Source organism: Flagellimonas meishanensis (assembly GCF_019880545.1).
In the GTDB taxonomy this organism is placed as follows: Bacteria; Bacteroidota; Bacteroidia; order Flavobacteriales; family Flavobacteriaceae; genus Flagellimonas; species Flagellimonas meishanensis.
The window spans coordinates 207553-226718 of sequence record NZ_JAINVW010000002.1 but is presented as its reverse complement, the minus strand read 5'-3'; the positions used below and the strand labels follow the sequence as shown (position 1 = coordinate 226718).

21 protein-coding genes are annotated in these 19166 nt (G+C 43.6%); 5 read left to right on the top strand and 16 right to left on the bottom strand.

What is annotated here, in order from left to right; translation table 11 throughout:
• The 4 genes from K7G75_RS07655 to K7G75_RS07640 all read right to left on the bottom strand — a co-directional run bounded on the left by K7G75_RS07655 (nt 1) and on the right by K7G75_RS07640 (nt 4474).
• Complete coding sequence (locus K7G75_RS07655) at nt 1-1623, bottom strand: Gfo/Idh/MocA family protein (RefSeq protein ID WP_222983657.1); 1623 nt, start codon at nt 1621-1623, stop codon at nt 1-3.
• Entirely contained in the window at nt 1620-2111 is a 492-nt protein-coding gene (locus K7G75_RS07650; protein ID WP_222983656.1) for a DoxX family protein, read from the bottom strand. Before K7G75_RS07650 ends, K7G75_RS07655 begins: the two co-directional genes overlap by 4 nt.
• A 95-nt stretch (nt 2112-2206) precedes the next feature.
• The gene (gene rimO / locus K7G75_RS07645) at nt 2207-3523 is read right to left on the bottom strand and encodes a 30S ribosomal protein S12 methylthiotransferase RimO (protein WP_222983655.1); all 1317 of its coding nucleotides are present in this window, start codon (nt 3521-3523) and stop codon (nt 2207-2209) included.
• A 78-nt stretch (nt 3524-3601) separates the two neighbouring features.
• Nucleotides 3602-4474, bottom strand: a complete 873-nt coding sequence (locus K7G75_RS07640) for a DUF2911 domain-containing protein (protein WP_222983654.1) — start codon at nt 4472-4474, stop codon at nt 3602-3604.
• A gap of 251 nt (nt 4475-4725) precedes the next feature.
• On the opposite strand from K7G75_RS07640, the gene K7G75_RS07635 reads away from it, so the two are divergent.
• The 3 genes from K7G75_RS07635 (at nt 4726) to K7G75_RS07625 (ending at nt 6365) form a co-directional block, all read left to right on the top strand.
• Nucleotides 4726-5118, top strand: a complete 393-nt coding sequence (locus K7G75_RS07635; RefSeq protein WP_222983653.1) for a DUF1398 domain-containing protein — start codon at nt 4726-4728, stop codon at nt 5116-5118.
• 164 nt (nt 5119-5282) lie between these two features.
• On the top strand, nt 5283-5849 hold the full coding sequence (locus K7G75_RS07630) for a Crp/Fnr family transcriptional regulator (protein WP_222983652.1): 567 nt from the start codon (nt 5283-5285) through the stop codon (nt 5847-5849).
• Nucleotides 5850-5912: 63 nt separating this feature from the next.
• Nucleotides 5913-6365 carry a DoxX family protein gene (locus tag K7G75_RS07625; RefSeq protein WP_222983651.1) on the top strand — a complete coding sequence of 151 codons (453 nt, stop codon included), beginning with the start codon at nt 5913-5915 and terminating at the stop codon, nt 6363-6365.
• Nucleotides 6366-6570: 205 nt separating this feature from the next.
• Here K7G75_RS07625 and ftsY read toward each other — a convergent pair whose 3' ends face one another.
• From ftsY to recR, 11 genes are all read right to left on the bottom strand, one after another.
• On the bottom strand, nt 6571-7530 hold the full coding sequence (ftsY, locus tag K7G75_RS07620; protein WP_222983650.1) for a signal recognition particle-docking protein FtsY: 960 nt from the start codon (nt 7528-7530) through the stop codon (nt 6571-6573).
• 203 nt (nt 7531-7733) lie between these two features.
• The gene (locus K7G75_RS07615) at nt 7734-7886 is read right to left on the bottom strand and encodes a DUF4295 domain-containing protein (protein WP_072879696.1); all 153 of its coding nucleotides are present in this window, start codon (nt 7884-7886) and stop codon (nt 7734-7736) included.
• A gap of 43 nt (nt 7887-7929) precedes the next feature.
• Entirely contained in the window at nt 7930-8112 is a 183-nt protein-coding gene (rpmG, locus tag K7G75_RS07610; RefSeq protein WP_053972430.1) for a 50S ribosomal protein L33, read from the bottom strand.
• A gap of 19 nt (nt 8113-8131) precedes the next feature.
• Entirely contained in the window at nt 8132-8359 is a 228-nt protein-coding gene (gene rpmB, locus K7G75_RS07605; protein WP_222983649.1) for a 50S ribosomal protein L28, read from the bottom strand.
• A gap of 73 nt (nt 8360-8432) precedes the next feature.
• On the bottom strand, nt 8433-9680 hold the full coding sequence (locus tag K7G75_RS07600) for a competence/damage-inducible protein A (RefSeq protein WP_222983648.1): 1248 nt from the start codon (nt 9678-9680) through the stop codon (nt 8433-8435).
• On the bottom strand, nt 9681-10019 hold the full coding sequence (locus tag K7G75_RS07595) for an Hpt domain-containing protein (RefSeq protein WP_222983647.1): 339 nt from the start codon (nt 10017-10019) through the stop codon (nt 9681-9683).
• A complete protein-coding gene (locus K7G75_RS07590; protein WP_222983646.1) occupies nt 10019-10630 on the bottom strand; it encodes a fumarylacetoacetate hydrolase family protein in 612 nt (203 codons plus the stop codon). The genes K7G75_RS07595 and K7G75_RS07590 overlap by 1 nt, the downstream gene beginning before the upstream one ends.
• Nucleotides 10631-10648: 18 nt before the next feature.
• Nucleotides 10649-11425, bottom strand: a complete 777-nt coding sequence (locus K7G75_RS07585; protein ID WP_222983645.1) for a 3'-5' exonuclease — start codon at nt 11423-11425, stop codon at nt 10649-10651.
• A gap of 9 nt (nt 11426-11434) precedes the next feature.
• Nucleotides 11435-12217 carry a carboxylesterase family protein gene (locus K7G75_RS07580; RefSeq protein ID WP_313777822.1) on the bottom strand — a complete coding sequence of 261 codons (783 nt, stop codon included), beginning with the start codon at nt 12215-12217 and terminating at the stop codon, nt 11435-11437.
• A gap of 63 nt (nt 12218-12280) precedes the next feature.
• Nucleotides 12281-13636 (bottom strand): dihydrolipoamide acetyltransferase family protein, encoded by a 1356-nt coding sequence (locus K7G75_RS07575; RefSeq protein ID WP_222983644.1) that lies wholly within the window; start codon nt 13634-13636, stop codon nt 12281-12283.
• A 93-nt stretch (nt 13637-13729) separates the two neighbouring features.
• Complete coding sequence (gene recR / locus K7G75_RS07570; protein WP_222983643.1) at nt 13730-14350, bottom strand: recombination mediator RecR; 621 nt, start codon at nt 14348-14350, stop codon at nt 13730-13732.
• A gap of 76 nt (nt 14351-14426) precedes the next feature.
• Between recR and K7G75_RS07565 the strand changes: the two genes are divergently transcribed.
• Nucleotides 14427-15899, top strand: a complete 1473-nt coding sequence (locus K7G75_RS07565; protein ID WP_222983642.1) for a sodium:solute symporter — start codon at nt 14427-14429, stop codon at nt 15897-15899.
• Here the strand turns inward: K7G75_RS07565 and K7G75_RS07560 are convergent.
• Nucleotides 15896-16255, bottom strand: a complete 360-nt coding sequence (locus tag K7G75_RS07560; protein ID WP_222983641.1) for a CoA-binding protein — start codon at nt 16253-16255, stop codon at nt 15896-15898. The genes K7G75_RS07565 and K7G75_RS07560 overlap by 4 nt on opposite strands.
• Nucleotides 16256-16584: 329 nt before the next feature.
• On the opposite strand from K7G75_RS07560, the gene K7G75_RS07555 reads away from it, so the two are divergent.
• Nucleotides 16585-19035: a TonB-dependent receptor gene (locus K7G75_RS07555; RefSeq protein WP_222983640.1), complete on the top strand. Its 2451-nt coding sequence runs from the start codon at nt 16585-16587 to the stop codon at nt 19033-19035.
• Nucleotides 19036-19166 lie beyond the last annotated feature (131 nt).

Genomic DNA, 19166 nt, shown 5'->3' with positions numbered 1-19166 from the left:
CTATCCAGTGGATATTATCTCATTTTGCATCTCCCAATTTTCATTGGCCAATAAAACTTGGTCAAAATCGATGCCCTCCATGGGGACCAATTTTTCCGCTTCCGCATCCCACTCAATTTTTCTGCCCAATTTCCAGGAAAGCCCTGCCATGTGTGCCGAAATGGCCTCTTCAAATCCTTCTTTGATTCCACAGCTTACCTGACCTCCATTTTTGATAATACTCAACCACTCACGCATGTGCAGAAAGGTTGAATCCACACGGACCCCATCAATGTAAGTCCACATGAGTCCTTTGTCGGCAAAATATTGTGATGTTGCAGAAGAAATCGCATCCGGTACATTGGCCGCAGGGTTGTATTGATAAATGGGTATATGTGGCTTCATTTTTTCATTTTCCAACATTTCCGCATAGCGGGTGGATGCCGAATCGGGCCAAATGGTCAAATTATTGCCCAGCTCCATGGTGGCGTCATGGCCCATCAATATGGTTGGTCGATTGAATCCATTGCCCAAGGTGGCACTGTAGCAGAAGGTCATGCCCTTCTCCTTACCCTTTACTTGGCTGCTTCCTGTGGAATAATTGGGAAATTCCATGTTCACCTGAATCACGTCGGGCACATTACGACCATCGTTATGCGTATAGATGCCCCCTGAGGCACTCACCGAAGCCGGTATGCCCATATTCAAAACACAGTTCAGGCGGTCATAGTCATGGGTCAATAGGTCACCGGAAAGTCCAGAGCCGTAGGCCCACCATTTGCGCCATCTGAAAAAATGGTTCTTATTGAACGGTACTTTTGGGGCATTGCCCAAAAATTGGTCCCAATCAATCGTCTGGGGGCTCGCTTTTTCGTGGATGTCGTAGTTCCAGGCTCCGTTGTCATCATTCCGGTTGGTATTCGTCTGTATTAATGAAACATGGCCCAAAGTCCCTTTTTCAACAATGTCACGGGCAGTGCTAAAACTTAACGTTTGCCTATGCTGGTGCCCTACCTGAAAAACAGCTTTGGATTGATTGGCCGCTTCACGAAGGGCATAGGTTTCCTCCACGGTATGGGTCATTGGTTTTTCCACGTACACATGAACGTTGTTGTTCAAAGCCTCAATGGACATGGGAGCGTGCCAGTGGTCCGGAGTGGCAATGACCACGGCATCCACATCACCGCTATGGATCATTTCCTTATATGTGGTATATCTCTTGACTTTGTTTTCCGGTGTTGAAAAGGAATTGATGGCCCTTTCGGCCCTGACGTCGAAAACATCGCAAACGCCCACAATTTTTACATTGAGCTTATCCTGCTTCATAAAATCCTCCATAGCCGTGTTGTTGGGGTCCTCTTCTTTTTCAAGCCGTGTTTCTTCCTTCCATTCTTCCGTGGCATAACCCAACGCCCTACAAAGTTGTTCTCCCCGAATTCCAAAACCGATAATCCCCACGCGTACAGCTTCGCCCCCAATTTCTGGTACCGTAGGTGGTAGGGAAGGTCTTATGTTCAACTGTTCCAAAATTTCATTTCGTTCCCTGCGATTGTGCACAGTGCTGCCCGCACCGGCCCACCAAACGGCTCCCAAAATGGGAAGACCGCCCAATCCTTTTAATAAATCCCTTCTAGTCCATTTCATCTTGCTAAATTTTGGTCAGTTGTTTTTGTTTGTTTGAAATAGGAAAGCCCAAAAAAATGCCCTGTGGGGTAGTTGTAAAGTAAAATGCAAACAACCAATTCTATCAGGTTTTTGTTCACGATCCAGTAGCTCCCCTCTGTGTTGAGTTGTGTGACCCATGGAAGTGCAGGGTGCGCCAGATAATATAATGTGAGCAGTCCTATGCCCACCAATGCCCCTTTTCTTTCAAAAAAGCCCAAAATCAACGTAATGCCCACCACAATAAGGGCAGTAATGTTCAAAGTGTCTACCCAACCGATGATTGAAGCATCAGTGAGTGCCGTAAATATGGGCTTTAAGGGTCCCTGGGCAGAAGCCAGATAGCCAAAAGAGGTCCATTCGGGATTGTACATTTTGATGATTCCCTCATACAAAAAATGCCACCCCACAAGAATTCGAAGGAGGGTAATGCTGATACTTACCTTCCTATTATCGATTGTGTCGGTCATGATTGAATTAATTGGTTTGATTTACAATTTACAAATCAAATGTATATCCAACCAAAGAAATGTGCTATGATATATATCAGGATGATTTTCCCAAATCATTGTTTTTGAGAGGCAAGTGGTATGCCATACAGGTCAAAATCGGAAGCCTCTGTAATCTCGATTTGGGTAAAGTCCCCTACCTTGACATAGTATTTTGATGCATCAATCAACACCTCATTGTCCACGTCGGGGGAATCAAATTCAGTCCTGCCCACAAAGTAGTTGCCCTCTTTCCTATCGATGATGCAACGGAACGTTTTTCCAATTTTTTCTTGGTTGAGTTCCCAGGAAATCTGTGATTGGATTTCCATGATCTCGTTGGCCCTTTGCTGTTTTATCTCTTCGGGAACATCATCCTCCAAGGAATAGGCATGGGTATTTTCCTCATGGCTATAGGTAAAACAGCCCAAACGCTCAAACCGCATCTCCCTTACCCAGTTCTTTAGTGTTTGAAAATCCGCTTCGGTTTCTCCCGGATAGCCCACGATCAAGGTGGTACGGATGGCCATTTCGGGTACAGCGGCCCTAAAATCCTGAAGCAATTTTGTGGTTTTGGCCTGGGTGGTGCCGCGTCGCATACTTTTTAGAATGGCATCGGAAATATGCTGTAAGGGAATGTCGATGTAATTGCAGACTTTGGGCTCGTTGCGCATCACTTCCAAGACATCCATGGGAAATCCGGTCGGGAAGGCATAATGCAAACGAATCCACTCAATGCCCTCAACCTTTACCAACGCCTGGAGCAATTCGGCCAAATTCCGCTTTTTGTACAGATCCAATCCGTAATACGTGAGGTCTTGCGCAATCAATATCAACTCCTTCACGCCTTTCGTGGCCAATTTTTCCGACTCTGCAACCAATTCTTCAATGGGCTTGCTTTTATGCTTGCCCCGCATCAAGGGAATGGCACAAAACGAGCAAGGTCGGTCGCAACCTTCGGCAATCTTCAAATACGCATAGTTTTTCGGTGTGGTGGTAAGTCGCTCCCCAATCAGTTCGTGCTTGTAGTCCGCACCCAATGCCTTTAGCAGGTTGGGCAGGTCGCTGGTGCCAAAATAGGCATCCACATTGGGTATTTCCTTTTCCAAGTCGGGTTTGTAGCGTTCGCTGAGACATCCGGTCACAAAAACCTTGTCCACAGCGCCCATTTCTTTCTTTTGCACATACTCCAGAATGGTGTTCACGCTTTCTTCCTTGGCATTGGCGATGAACCCGCAAGTGTTTATGACCACCACATTGCCTTCCTCTTCATGGGCCACCTCCTTGTTGTTGGCACGCAGTTGTCCCATCAGCACTTCGGAATCGTAGACATTTTTGCTACAACCCAGGGTTACCACATTGATTTTATTCTTCTTCAGCGATTTTGTGCGCATGGTTTTGAAAATGGAATGCAAAAGTACGAGAAAGTTGGTTCCCGAAGGGAATTTTATCTGCCAGACTTAAATTTTGGACTAGTGTTTGTCCGTGATGCGCTTCCACTTTTCGATATTGGCCTCATTCATCCGCACAAACTCATCCTTTTCCTGCTCCGTGGCTATCTTCTTGGATTTTTGGGCAGATGCAATGGCCGCTACATAATCCCCAAGTTCTGCTTCCACCAACGATTTCACTCTATGGAAATAATAGGTGTCGCCACCCAACTCCAGAGCTTTGTTGAGATAGACCAACGCCCTTTCAAAGTCCTTTCCTTGTTCCTGTAGGTAACGGGCCGCTTCGTAATAGGTCTGTGCAGTGGGGTTTTCGGTCAATTGTTTGGCAATCTCGGCTTCCATTTGGGCGTGCGTGTCTACGATAAAAGGAATGATCACTTGGGTATTGGCCCAAACCAATTGCATATTGGCACTGTTGTGGGTAATGGAATCGAAGGCAATCAAAAAGTTTTCTTGGTGATGGGCAATTTTTTCCGGTACCACGGTTATCCTGAACAAATCTTCTTTGGGGTCATAGTTTTTTCGGCCATCGCCCCAATGGGTGGTATTGGTATGGAATACAATTTGCCAGGTATCAGCCTCGGGAAAAGCATAGAGTGCATAGGTGCCTGCCGGCAGTGTATTGCTATCGACTTCCATCTCCGAACTGACCGTGATTTTAGTGGATTCATTGGCCCCAACCCGCCAAATACGGCCATAGGGCACCAAATGGCCAAAAATATCCCTACCCTGCGTAGCGGGACGGGAATAGTGTACCGTTATTTTGGACAGGCCCACTTCTTGCTTCACCTCCGAATAAGGGCTGGCCTTGGGATGGGTGATTTGGGCTTGTGACACCAGAAAGGTTCCACAAAAAACAAAGTGGATGCAGTATTTTAGAAAATTCTGAAGCATGCTTTTAACTCAAATATGATATGGTCCAATCCTACCTTGCACGTGAACACTTCTTGTTAAATTTAAGGTTTCTAAGTCACTTTGTTCTTTCGAATGGACATAATTCTTTATGTAAGGATTTCAATAAATGAATATCTTTAACATGGATTATATTATATTTTAGGTGTATAGCGATGTATTCTAAAATTCTATAAATAAGTTACCTGAAAGTAACAAAACTGGAACTTGAAATAAAAGAAGGATTAATAAATATGTTCACAATAGAACAAATACACCAAGCATTTGGAAAAGTTAAAAGCGGAGCGGATTTCCCTCAATTTGTTCAAGACTTAAAAGAAATTGGAGTAACACATTATGACAATTTTGTATCAGACGGACGAACAAAATATTATGGAATAAATGACTTTACTCTTGACGGAGAATCAAAATATCCGAAAATGGAAGTAAATAGCATAAGTTTAGCTGACAAACTGAAACACGCTATCTTAATTCACCAACAAGGACAAACAGATTATCCAACATTCTGCAAACAAGCTGCAGAAGCTGGTGTTGAAAAATGGACAACCCATATGATTGAAATGACAGTAACTTATCTAGACAAAAAGGGATATAAATTGACTGTTGAAGCAATACCAAAACCATAAGAAAAAAGGCCAGTGGCTAACAAGGTGAATAATTCGTTCCTAGAAATCGCTAACTCACGAGAATCCTCCCGATTTTCAGTTTGTTGTATACTTGTAAAACTAACTGCTAAACTACTCAACTATAAATAGCCGAGACCCTTAGCCACAATCTAAAAAATCCTTACATGAAGGAAATCAGAAAGTTTATTGAAAATATCTCTCCAATGACCGATTCTGATTGGCTGTTTTTCTCTTCAAAATTGCAAGAGGTAACGCTCAAAAAAAATACTCCTTTATTAAAATTTGGAACGATTGAGAACCATTTGTCTTTTATAACAAAGGGAATCGTAAGATTTTATGTTCCAAGGGAAGAAGCCGATGTAACTTTTGGTTTTTTATTTGAAAATGAGTTTGTCACGGGATATGATTCATTTTTAACTCAAACCCCTTCCGAATACCAAATTGAAACGTTGACAGATACCATTTTATGGAAAATTTCACACAAAGATTTAGAAGAAGTTTATGAAAGAACGGTCAGCGGAAACATTATCGGACGAAAGATGGCTGAAAATATGTTCTTAATAAAATCAAAGAGGGAACTTTCCTTATTGAGTAAAACTGCTGAGGAACGATATTTGGACTTGTTCTCTGACAGACCTAAATTGTTACAACAAATTCCATTGAAATATCTTGCATCTTACATTGGTGTAACTCCACAAGCATTAAGCCGAATAAGAAGACGTATTACTTAACTTGGGTTCATTGTTTTTACTTTGGTGTTTTCTGACCTTTACACCTCAACAATTCCGAAAAAAATGAAACCGCTACTAGTACTGTTATTAAGTTTTACGATCTCCATTATTACCATTAAAATCATCAAAAAAGAATATGATTTTGCCTTATCTGCTAGAATTGCTATGTCAACAATGCTCGTGTTTACGGCTATTGGGCATTTTGTGTTTACAAAAGGAATGTCAATGATGATACCCAAATTTATTCCCTTCAAAGAAAGTTTTGTCCTCCTAACGGGATTACTTGAAATCTTAATTGCACTAGGACTTCTAATTCCTAGATTTAAATATCCAGCTGGGTGGGCACTGATTATTTTTCTTCTGCTAATGTTACCAGCTAATATTTATGCTTCAATACACAATGTGAATTATCAAAAAGGAACATTTGACGGAAATGGCCTTGCCTATTTGTGGTTTAGAATTCCTTTACAAATTCTTTTTATCTTTTGGACTTATATTTGTTCAATCCGAATGTAATCTCAAGGAAGAGCCGATTGCTAACAAAGTGTATAATTCGCTCCTAGTGCTCGCCTAATCACGAAAATCCTAACGGATTTTTGGTATGGTGTGTACCCACCTGACGGCATGCGGACTTGCAAAGTTTAGTGCTATCCCGACAGCTATCGGCACACAACTACACATAGTCTAGGTTTTTCTCCAAGTTAAACTGAAAGCCTATTTTCTAATTAAGCTTAAAAAACGAATCCACAAACTCGTATTTATTAAAAACCTGAAGGTCTTCCAGGCCCTCGCCTACCCCAATATATTTTACAGGGATTTGAAATTGGTCCGAAATACCGATGACCACCCCGCCTTTGGCAGTTCCGTCCAATTTGGTAACGGCCAAACTGGTCACCTCGGTGGCTTTGGTAAACTGCTTGGCCTGTTCAAAGGCATTTTGTCCTGTGGAGCCATCCAATACCAGCAATACATCGTGCGGGGCATCGGGCACCACTTTTTGCATCACACGCTTTACCTTGGCCAGTTCGTTCATCAGATTGACCTTATTGTGCAAGCGCCCAGCGGTATCCACCAAAACCACATCGGCATTTTCTGCCACGGCAGCATTTAGTGTATCGAAAGCCACGGAGGCAGGATCACTGCCCATTTTTTGTTTGATGATGGGCACGCCTACACGTCCCGCCCACACCTGCAACTGGTCTATGGCCGCAGCACGGAAGGTATCCGCTGCACCCAGGACCACCTTTAGCCCCTGTTTTTTAAATTGGTAGGCCAACTTGCCAATGGTTGTGGTCTTGCCTACGCCATTGACCCCCACTACCATGATCACATACGGTTTTTTATCCGTGGGCACTGAGAATTCGTCTGCTTCACCAGTATGGGTTTCCGACAAAAGTCCTGCTATTTCCTCCCGTAGGATCGTATTCAGCTCCTCGGTGCCCATGTATTTGTCCCTAGAAACACGCTCTTCGATGCGTTCAATGATCTTGAGTGTGGTGTTCACGCCAACATCGGAAGTGACCAATACCTCTTCCAGGTTGTCCAGCACCTCATCATCCACCTTGGATTTTCCTGCAACGGCCTTGCTCAACTTGCCAAAAAAACTGGTCTTGGATTTTTCCAATCCCTTGTCCAAGGTCTCTTTTTTGTCCTTTGAAAATATATTCTTGAATAAACTCATTGGGTCTGCTTGAAACGAAATCCAAAGATAGGAAAGTAAGGGGAGTTTTGTTAAAGTTACCCGGTCATTTCGAGCGGAGCATAAAATCCAACCAGAGATTAACCAGTCGTCCAGATACCCATCGGCACTCCCTCGAAATGACCTTTGGGAATAAAAAAAGCCGCTAAACAGCGACTTTCAATTTCGTACTGGGGACTAGATCCTTATTGCTTGTTCAGCCAATCGTTGACCATTTCTGGCGCCATTACGGACTCTACAAAAGTGTATGCGCCTGTTTTGGGAGACTTGACCATTTTAATGGCCTTGGTCAATCTTTTTGATGATGACTGAAGTGTTGCTACCGTTTTCTTTGCCATGGCTTATATTTTTGTTGGGATGCTACCAGAGGTGAAATCCCTATTACTTGATTTCTTTGTGAATGGTCATACGCTTTAGGATCGGGTTGAATTTTTTGATCTCCATCCTATCTGGCGTGTTTTTCTTGTTCTTTGTGGTGATGTACCTTGAAGTTCCGGGCATACCGGATTCCTTGTGCTCCGTACATTCCAAAATGACCTGAATTCTATTTCCTTTCTTTGCCATTGTATCGTGCTTAAACTACTTATTTTTTGGAACTGATTTCCTTCAATACAGCAGAGATTCCTTTTTTATTGATGATCTTCAACCCCCTAGCGGAAACGTTCAAGGTTACCCATCGGTCTTCTTCGGGCACGAAGAATCGTTTTTTGGAGATATTGGCATCGAATCTTCTCCTGGTTTTGTTGATGGAGAAGGAAACGTTGTTGCCGAACATCACCTTTTTTCCTGTTACTTCACAAACTTTAGACATCTCCCTAACTTTTGAGTGATTTTATTGAGGCTGCAAATTTATACCTTTTTGGCTGGATGGACAAAATTCTTTTTCAGAAATTTAAAATTTCCCTGAACAATAGTTCCAACGCTTTGTTCACGGATTTTTGTACAATGCGTTCCCTGTGGTTTCCCATGGTAAAATGTTGGGCAAAAGTGCGTTCCGGCGTACTAATGGCAAGAAAAACAGTGCCAATTTCCTCGTCCGAATCCCCTTTTGTGGGCCCTGCATTGCCCGTCGTGGCAATAGCAAAGTCCGTTTCCAGGATTTGCCTGGCATTTTTCGCCATGGCCACGGCCACTTCGCTGCTCACAACCGAATGTTTCGAGATCAATTCTTCAGGAACCCCCAGCAGTTTAATCTTGGTCTCCGTTGCATAGCTTACCACGCTGCCCTTGAAGTATTTTGAAGCACCGGGGATTGAAGTCAGCTGCTCTGCAATTCTTCCCCCAGTGAAACTCTCCGCGGTGGCCAAGGTCATCTGTTTTTGGGTCAATAGTTTTCCAATCTGGTGCTCCAAGGATTCGTCCTCTTCTTCTCCATAGATGATATCCCCAATCAACGGATGCAATTTTTTGGTCTCGCTTGCCAAACCCTTCAACAAAAGGTCTTTATCGGTCCCTCGTGCCGTCAATCGCAACCGTACCCGCCCCAGATTGGGCAAATAGGCCAATTTTATATAGGAGGGTAAGTTGTCCTCCCATTCCGCTATCTTATTGGCAATGGCACTTTCTCCCAACCCGTAGGTCATGATCGTTTTGTGCAAAATATAGGGACGTTCATATTCCTTGATGATCTTGGGAAGCACGTGACCGGTCAACAGATGTTTCATCTCGTAGGGTACTCCGGGAAGAAAGACAAAGGCTGTCTGCTCTTTCTCCATCCAAAGCCCCGGGGCCGTTCCAAATCCGTTGTGCAGTAGCTGTGCTTTTGAAGGTACGAGGGCCTGTTTTCTGTTCAAATCGGAAATTGGCGTGGAGATATATTTTTGAAAAAGTTCCTCGATATGGGCAAGAATGGTCCCGTTCTGGATCAGTTCATCATCAAAGTATTCACAGAGTGTGGGTTTGGTGACATCGTCCTTTGTTGGTCCGAGCCCACCGGTGATGATGACCAGGGAAGACCTGTTCTTTGCCGTCTCCAAGGCATCCAAAATATGTTCTCGGTCATCTTGAATGGAGGTTATCTGGTAGACCGAAACACCAATTTTGTTCAATTCCTTGGCTATGAATGCAGAGTTGGAATCCACGATTTGACCAATGAGAATTTCATCCCCAATGGTTATGATCTCTGCCTGCATCTATAAATCGAAATCTTTTCTGAGCTCTGAAATAACCTGGTGCACATCGGTTTTCAACAAGGGAAAATGACCCTTGATCTCGTCCATACTGGCCTCTGTTTTGCCCATGGTCTCAATTTCCAAGGCGGTGGCCCTGGTCTGTTCCATGCCCAATAAATCCACATTGGGTTTTATTTTGTGCGCCATCTTGTATATGTTTTCGTAGTCTTCCGCCTCTATGGCGTTTTCAAGACTGGCCAAGTCGGCAGGGACTTCATCCAAAAAAACAGAAATGACGGAAATCACAAAGTCTTGGTCTCCTTCTGCCATTTCATTGATTTTGTCGAGGTTGTAAATCATTATTTTACCATTATTTCAAAAAACTGCTCCCCCTCAAGCATACCAGAAAGGTAGTCATTTGGGTCAACTTTACCAACACCCGCAGGTGTGCCCGTGAACAAAATATCCCCTTTTTTGAGCATAAAATAGGTAGATACGTGGGCAATGAGTTCATCTATCTTCCACAACATCAAGGAGGTATTGCCCTCCTGCACAGTTTCCCCATTTTTTTTCAAAGAAAAATTGAGGTTGTCAACACTTTCGTACATTGATTTGGGCTTCCACTTACCCACTACCGCCGCACCATCAAATCCCTTGGCTTTTTCCCAGGGCAATCCCTTCGCCTTTAATTGGGATTGAAGGTCCCGGGCCGTGAAATCTATCCCAAGGCCAATCTCGTCATAATATTTATGGGCAAACTCCTTGGCGATATGTTTTCCCACCTTTTTTATTTTTACCAACACTTCCACTTCGTAGTGCACGTCTTTTGAAAACTCCGGAATGTAGAAATCCTGTTCCTTCGGCAAGATGGCGGAATCGGGCTTGATAAAAACCACAGGCTCGGTTGGCCTTTCGTTCTTAAGCTCATCAATATGTGCGGCATAGTTCCTGCCGATGCAAATCAGTTTCATGGGTGACAATGGATTTTTTTAGGACAATTTGTTATTGAGCTTGCTCAACTTTATCTGGGTGAGCACTTTTTTGGTATACAAGGGAAAATCGGCGTTCAAAATCCAGCCAAAATACCCGGGTTCCTGCTCCATTACTTCGTCCACGGTCTTGCCCTTATGTTTTCCAAAGGCGAATATGGGCTCTTCCTCCTCATTCAATCCAATAAAACCAGCAAAGTCCAGCGATTGCTTCCGGGTGGTGAACTCGGATAGTTTTTTTATGTTGTTCTCCAATTCTGGGTAACGTTCCAACTGGGAAAGCAACACCTCATAGGTTGCCACTGTGTCTGCCTCGGCACTGTGGGCATTGTCCAAGTCTTTATCACAATAAAATTTGTAGGCTGCTTGGAGGGTACGTTGCTCCATTTTATGGAAAATGGTCTGCACATCCACCGACACCATATTTTTCATGTCGAAATCGACGCCCACCCGTAGCATTTCCTCAACCAAAAGGGGAATATCAAACCGATCTGAATTGTATCCTGCCAGATCACTGTCCTTGATCATGGTATAGATTTCCCGGGAGAGATCCTTAAAAGTGGGTTCGTTGGCAACTTTTTCGTTGGAAATGCCATGTACGGCAACAACTTCGGGTGGAATGGGCATTTCAGGGTTCACCAGCCATGTTTTGCTTTCCTTGTTTCCATTGGGATGTATTTTCAGTATCGAAATCTCAACAATCCGATCCTTGGCCACGTTGGTTCCAGTGGTCTCCAAGTCAAAGAAGCAAATGGGCTTGGTCAATTTTAACTGCATAGCATAGATTTATCTAGATTTGGAAAAAAGCCATGGGAGTAAATCGGGCTCTGCAAAGGCATTGTCCCAACTATTGTGTCCCACACCTGGGTAAACTGTATATTTTACATTGATGCCCTGTTCTTTCATGGCATGTACCATTTGGGCGGAATATTTTTCGGAAACCACTTGGTCCGCCTCGCCATGAAACACCCACCAATCCAACTTTTTGAGTTGATCGCTTATTTTGGGATTTGCTCCTCCACAAATGGGAAAGGCCGCTGCGAACAGTTTCGGATTCCTCCGGACCAATTCAAAAGTGCCAAAACCACCCATGGAAAGACCCCCAACATACATTCTTCTTTTATCAACCTGATAGGTTTTTCGAATTTGTTTTAAAAGTCCCTCGAGCAAAACCATGTCTGAAGTGGGCGCTGCATCTTCATGAAAAATAAACTCCCTATTGGGAAATTCACCTTTGATATCCAATTTGGCCCAGCTACTATTGGCCGAGCACTGGGGAAATACCACAATGGCAGGATATTTTTTTCTGACTTCATCCTGTAAAAACAAACTGGCTCCGTGGGTCAACTGCACCTCATTGTCGTTACCCCTTTCCCCAGAACCGTGAAGAAAGATTATCAATGGATATTTTACTCCTTTTTCCAAATTGTCTGGCAGCAAGATCCTGTATGGAAGCGTTTTTCCATCCACCTTGAATTCCTTTTGCTCGTATTTTGATAAATCCTGGGCCATAATCATGTTCCCGTACAAAAGCAAGAGCGAAAGAAAGAGGGTAATAATGGACTTCACAACAGAAAAATTCGTTAGAAACCCCAAATTAACAATAGTCTAGGGAAAAACCGCTATTACACCTTAGATTTCCCTGTTAATATCCCACGCTTCCAGGTAATCCGCAACGGTCTTCACGAACATACCGCCCAGGGCACCGTTTACCACCCGGTGGTCATAGCTGTGGGAAAGGAACATTTTGCTCCGGATCCCGATATATTCTCCCTGATCGGTCTCTATCACTGAGGGCATTTTTCTAATGGCTCCCAGGGCCAAAATACCTACTTGGGGCTGATTGATGATGGGGGTGCCAAATACACTTCCGAAGGAACCTACGTTTGTGACGGTATAGGTCCCATCTTTGATTTCGTCAGGTTTCAATTGATTGGTTCTGGCCCTATGGGCCAAGTCATTGATCGTTTTGGCCATGCCGACCAAATTAAGCTGATCCGCCTTTTTGATGACAGGAACAATTAGATTGCCATCCGGCAGGGCGGCCGCCATACCCAAATTGATGTTTTTCTTTTTGATGACCTTATCGCCATCCAAGGAAATGTTCATCATGGGGTATTTTTTAAGGGCCATGGCCACTGCTTCCATAAAAATGGGTGTAAACGTCAGCTTCTCCCCTTCTCTTTCCTCAAAAGCTTTTTTGACCTTGTTCCTCCAGTTGACCACATTGGTGACATCGACCTCCACAAAACTCTGCACATGGGCCGAAGTGGACACACTATCCACCATATGCTGAGCAATTAGCTTGCCCATTCGGGTCAATGGGATTATTTCATCGCCCTCGGCAACCGAAATAGGTACGGGTTGCGTTTTGGCTATGGGCTTAGGGGTTTCAACGGGCTCCTGTTTCGGCTGTATCTTTTCAGTCTCGACAGGGGCGGTAACGGGTTTATTTCCATTGGCAGAACGACTTTCAAGATAGGCCTTTATATCATTTTTGGTCACCCTGCCTTCCTTTCCCGTTCCCACGATGGCCTCCAGTTCGTCCATGGAAACACCTTCTTCCTTGGCGATATTTTTAACCAACGGTGAATAAAACCGCTCCGATTTGGAATAATCAGGGGACGACATTGTAACTGTTTCCTTGGCGTGGGCCATTTGACTTTCTAGGACCGCTACGGGTTCCTCTGCAGTACTTTCAAACACAGGTTCTTCTTGCTGCTGAACAACACTTTCAGATATCTCTCCCCCCATTTGGATAACTGCAACCACTTCACCTACTTTGATGACATCATCAATACCAAACCGCTTTTCAAGCAATACGCCTTCCACCTCACTCGGCACTTCGGAATCCACCTTATCCGTGGCAATCTCAAATACGGCTTCGTCCATTTCTATGGTGTCGCCAACTTCTTTTAGCCAATTGGTCAATGTTGCCTCGGCAACACTTTCTCCCATCTGCGGTAATTTGAGCTCAAATTTTGACATATTCTTATTTAGCGTACTAATATTGACTTAGGTTTTGCAAAAATAATAAAGAAATTTGCTTGTTATTAAATTTACCGTAAAAATAATATCTTCCTACCCTGCTTTAATGGAACTCTCGAACGGGACCCTGTGCAGGATGCTCCTGCCCAAGGTCACCTCATCGGTATATTCCAGCTCATCTCCTACGGAGATGCCCCGGGCTATTGTGGACGTGGTGATTTCCAATCCTTCCAATTGCCGGTATATGTAAAAATTGGTCGTGTCACCCTCCATGGTGGAACTCAAAGCAAAGATCAGCTCCTTGATGGTTCCTTTTTTTACCCTTTCAATCAGGGATTGGATGGTTAGGTCCTGTGGACCCACTCCTTCCATCGGGGATATTTTTCCGCCCAAAACATGGTAAAGACCATTATACTGCGAAGTATTCTCAATGGCCATAACGTCGCGGATGTCCTCCACCACGCAGACCAGGGTCCCATCCCGCTTTGTATTGGCACATATCTCACACAGCTCAGTGTCCGAGATATTGTTGCAGCATTTACAGAAATTGACCTGGCTTTTGAGTTTCGTCAATGCTGTGGACAACAGATTGGTTCTTTCCTCGGGCTGTTTCAATAGATGGAGCACCAAACGCAATGCGGTGCGCTTGCCAATCCCGGGCAATTGGGACATTTCATAGACCGCATTTTCCAAAAGCTTTGATGAAAACTCCATACCATTGAATATTTGCCAAAATTACAATTTTACGGTTACCAATTTACTTTTGTATTTTGCAATTCAAATTCCAACTATGTCCTCTACCCAGATTCTATTATTGATCGGTGCCTATTTCTTGATGCTGATAATCATTTCCCACTTTACTGGAAAAAACGATTCCAATGACGATTTTTTTAAGGCAGGCAAAACGTCCCCATGGTATTTGGTGGCTTTTGGCATGGTGGGTGCTTCCCTGTCAGGGGTTACCTTTATCTCGGTTCCGGGATGGGTGGCGGATTCCCAATTCAGTTATATGCAGGTGGTCCTGGGGTATCTTTTGGGTTATCTTGTGGTTGCTTTTGTATTGTTGCCCCTTTACTATCGGCTCAATCTTACCTCAATTTACGAGTACCTGCTCGAACGCTTTGGTACGGTCAGTCATAAAACCGGGGCCTTTTTCTTTTTTATCTCCCGGGTGTTGGGGGCTGCTTTTCGATTGTACTTGGTAGCTATTGTGTTGCAACAATTTGTTTTTGATGATCTAGGTATTCGGTTTGAGTTCACCGTTATAATTTCCATTCTCCTGATCTGGGTTTATACCAATAAAGGGGGGATAAAAACCATTGTTTGGACCGATACCCTGCAAACGTTCTTCATGATCTTGGCCGTAGTGTTATCGATCATTTTCATAAATAGGGAGCTCGATTGGAGTTTTGGGGAGTTTTTGGCCTCCGACGAATTGAGTGAGTACAACAAATTTCTGTTCACGGATAGTCTGTTGGACCGAAATCATTTTCTCAAATCTTTCGTGGGTGGCATGTTTGTCACCATTTGCATGACCGGATTGGATCAAGACATGATGCAGAAGAACCTCACTTGTAAATCCTTGAAAGATGCCCAGAAAAATATGGTATCCTTCAGTTTTGTTTTGGTAGGGGTCACCTTTTTGTTCATGCTTTTGGGTGCGCTGCTGTTTATTTTTGCCAAAAGAAATGGTGTGGCCATACCCTTGATGGACGGTCAGCCAAAGACAGACCTTCTTTTTCCAGAGATTGCCCTTAACAGTGGTCTGGGCATTACGCTTGCCATCACCTTTATGCTAGGATTGATTGCTGCCGCCTACAGTAGTGCGGACAGTGCATTGACTTCGTTGACCACTTCATTTTGTGTGGATTTTTTAAATATTGGCAAGAAGAAGGAAGAGGAACAAAAAAAGGTACGCAAACAAACTCATATTGGGATGAGTGTTATGCTGGTCATGGTGATCATCGCCTTTAAATATATTTTGAGCAGTAATGTGATCGATAGCTTATTGACTGTAGCTGGATATACCTACGGTCCCCTTTTGGGACTTTTTGCCTTCGGTATTTTTACCAAGCACCAGATTATGGACAAGTATGTTTGGCTGGTATCTCTTATGGCCGTGGTACTGATCGCATTGATTGCCAACATTCCAACGGAATATTTAGGTGGCTACGTGATGGGATACGAATTGCTGCCCCTGAACGGGTTATTGACCTTTATCGGTCTGTGGTTGATCAAAGAGCGAAAGGTGAAACTGGACTAATACTGTCCCGTGGCCAGCAAAACCAAGGTGCAGGCGACCTCTACGGATATTCCGGCTTCTTTTAACTTATGTTGGAACTCAGGATTTTCTGTTCCCGGATTAAAAATGACTCTTCTGGGGGATAAATCCATTATCGCTTCATAGTAATCCTGTTGTCGCTGTGGATTGAGATACAGGGTGATGGTATCAATATGCCCAAATTCATCCAGATTGCTTTTTATTGGAACTCCATGGGCCTCCCCTTCATGTATACCAAATGCTTCAACGGCAATTCCGCTTTCAACCAGACGTTGAATCGCCAAATTGCTGTATCGATTGGGTTTTAATGATGCTCCAAAAACAAGTGTCTTGACCATATGTTAATTTAACTGTTAAACTGGTTCAAAGATTGTAACTATTTCGAAAAAAACTCGTCTATTGTTCAAAGAATTATCATTGATAAGGCTGTATTTTTATAGTTAATGGTTAGTGTTTAGTATAGCTTATCAATGCAAGGCCCTGGTATTGCAATCTGCTTATTGCCAGGGCTTCTTCTTTTAAAATGTACCGCCTACACCTTTATTTTTTCCAAGCTGATCCCATTTCGATTCCAGAAAAAAATGTTAAAACCAATATTTCTTGTAACATATTGGTACCAGTTTAGTCTAGTAAGCAACATCAAGCTAATCAAAAAACGAACAAAATCATGAGAAGTGTACTAGCACTATTCACACTGCTGTTCTGTAGTGTGTATCCAAACAACATTTTTGCCAACAATCCCGATACAGCGCTTGGGTCCATCTCTGGAACCGTGGTGGACAATACGCTAAAGCAACCCATAGCGTATGCCGCCGTGGTCATTAAATCTGCAGACGGCACCAAGACCATTACGGGAAGCATCACCGAGGAGAATGGTAATTTTGAAATTAAAAAACTGGAAGACGGGACTTATATTTTTGAGGTTCAATTTATAGGATATGAAACCCATTCCCAAAAATTGGAAATCAACAAATCCAACAGGAATTTGAATCTCGGAACAATCACCTTGAGCGAAGCTGCCCGAAACTTGGAAGAGGTGGAGGTTGTTGCCGAACGGACCACAATAGAACAGCGGGTGGACCGAAAGGTGATCAATGTGGGCAAGGATTTGACCACGGCAGGGGCCACAGCCTCGGATATCATGAACAATATACCATCCGTGAACGTGGATGCCCAAACAGGCGATATAACCCTACGGGGCAATTCCAATGTAAGGGTAATGGTGGATGGCAAGTTATCCAACGTTCCGGTTGCCCAGCTGCTTCGGCAAATACCTTCCACATCAATTAAATCGATTGAATTGATCACCAATCCTTCGGCCAAATACAATCCCGAGGGGATGAGTGGAATCATCAATATTGTACTGCACAAAAATGCCAATGTTGGTTTCAATGGGAGTTTCAATATTGGTCTTACCCAAGCGATTGAGGCCAAGTTCAATAGTTCCATCGATTTGAACTATAGAAATGGAAAATTCAATATTTATGGAAATTATGGTAACAACATCGGCAAGTATGTGAACGATGGGACCATATTGCGGTTGGATGAGAATTCCTTGCAGGATTTTGACTTTTTCAACAATAACAAATCCCATTTATATAAAGTTGGGGTGGATTTTTACCTAAATGACAAAAACACGATCTCGGTTTTCACCAATCAGAACATTTTTGATGGAAAAGGGAACGGAATTACCGATGTGACCTATTTTGATGATACCTCACGAAACGTGGCCCAATTTTTCAACGACGTGAGCGACAATACGAGCCAACAGTACAATTTTGACTACAAACTGAATTTTGCCAAGGAAGGTCACAACATTGAGCTCGAAGTGGACCATAACGCATTCGAGAGCGGTCAGGATGCAACGTTCAGGTCAGTGGGCAACACGCCGTTTCCAGACTATATGGACTTCGTGGATACGGAGCGGGACCAAACTTTTATCAATTTGGATTATGTAAATCCTTTAGACAGCATCTCCAAATTGGAACTTGGTTTGGAATCCAGAGGTTTCAAGACGGAAGTGGATTACTCATCCACAGGACTTTCATTCAATTCCAGTGGGGAACTTATTCCTACACCAAATACTGACTTTGTTTATGATATGGATATTTATTCGGCCTATGCCACTTTTTCGCAACGATGGGAAAAATGGTCCTATCAGGTGGGAGTGCGGATTGAGGATGTGGAAGTTCAGGCCGATACCAATAGGGTCCGTGCCTTTACGGATGAATATACACAGATTTATCCCTCCGCCTTTTTGACGTACAGCCCTAGCGAAAAGAATCAATATCAGGTAAGCTACAGTCGCAGGGTGGACAGACCGGGGCTTCAGCAGGTAAACCCCATTAGGGAATGGGCCACGCCATTGATATCTTCCTTCGGTAATCCAAGTTTGGAACCTCAGTTTACGGATTCCTATGAAGCGAACTACACAAGGAGATTTAAGGGAGGAAGCATAACCACGGGCGTATTTTACAGGGCAATATCCGACGAGATCAACAGGGCCGTTTATGTGGACCGCTTGGATTTTAACCGGTTGATACTCACGTTCGATAATTTCGACAATACTTCGGCTTATGGTTTTGAACTTTCATCCAACTACAGGCCCACAAAGTGGTGGAGCATCAATGGTAGTTTTGACTTCTTTTCCCAAACACAGCGGGGAATCACGGAGAGCTTAAGCGGTGACAGTCCAAACCCTACTGAAAATGACATTGTGATTGAAGATGTAGAGGTGGACAATACGGCTTGGAACCTCCGGTTGAACAATAGCTTTACGGTGACCAAAAAACTGACGCTTCAGGCATTTGCATTTTACCGGGGCCAAAACAGAACAATCCAGTTTTTGGCAGAGCCCATGTATTTTGTAAATCTGGGTGCCCGATACAATTTTGCGGAGGGCAAGGGTACCATCAGCGTAAACTACAACGATATGTTCAATACGATGCGTTTCGGCTTTGATGGGGACCGACCTTACGAGCAAGAGGGTGGGTTCAACTGGGAGAGCAATAATGTCTATATTGGACTTTCCTATAATTTTGGTAGCGGAAAATACCGTGCAAAGCAGCGTAAGCGAAGGGACGACAACACCAAGCAAACTGGTGGTGGCATATTATAAAAGCTATTGATATTCCTTGCCAGAGTGTTGGTTGGTTAATCTTTCAGGGTTTATCAATAAAAAACCCCAATTTCATTTGAAGTTGGGGTTTTAACTTTGTTAAAATACCTATTTGCTCACCTTGAAGGCCG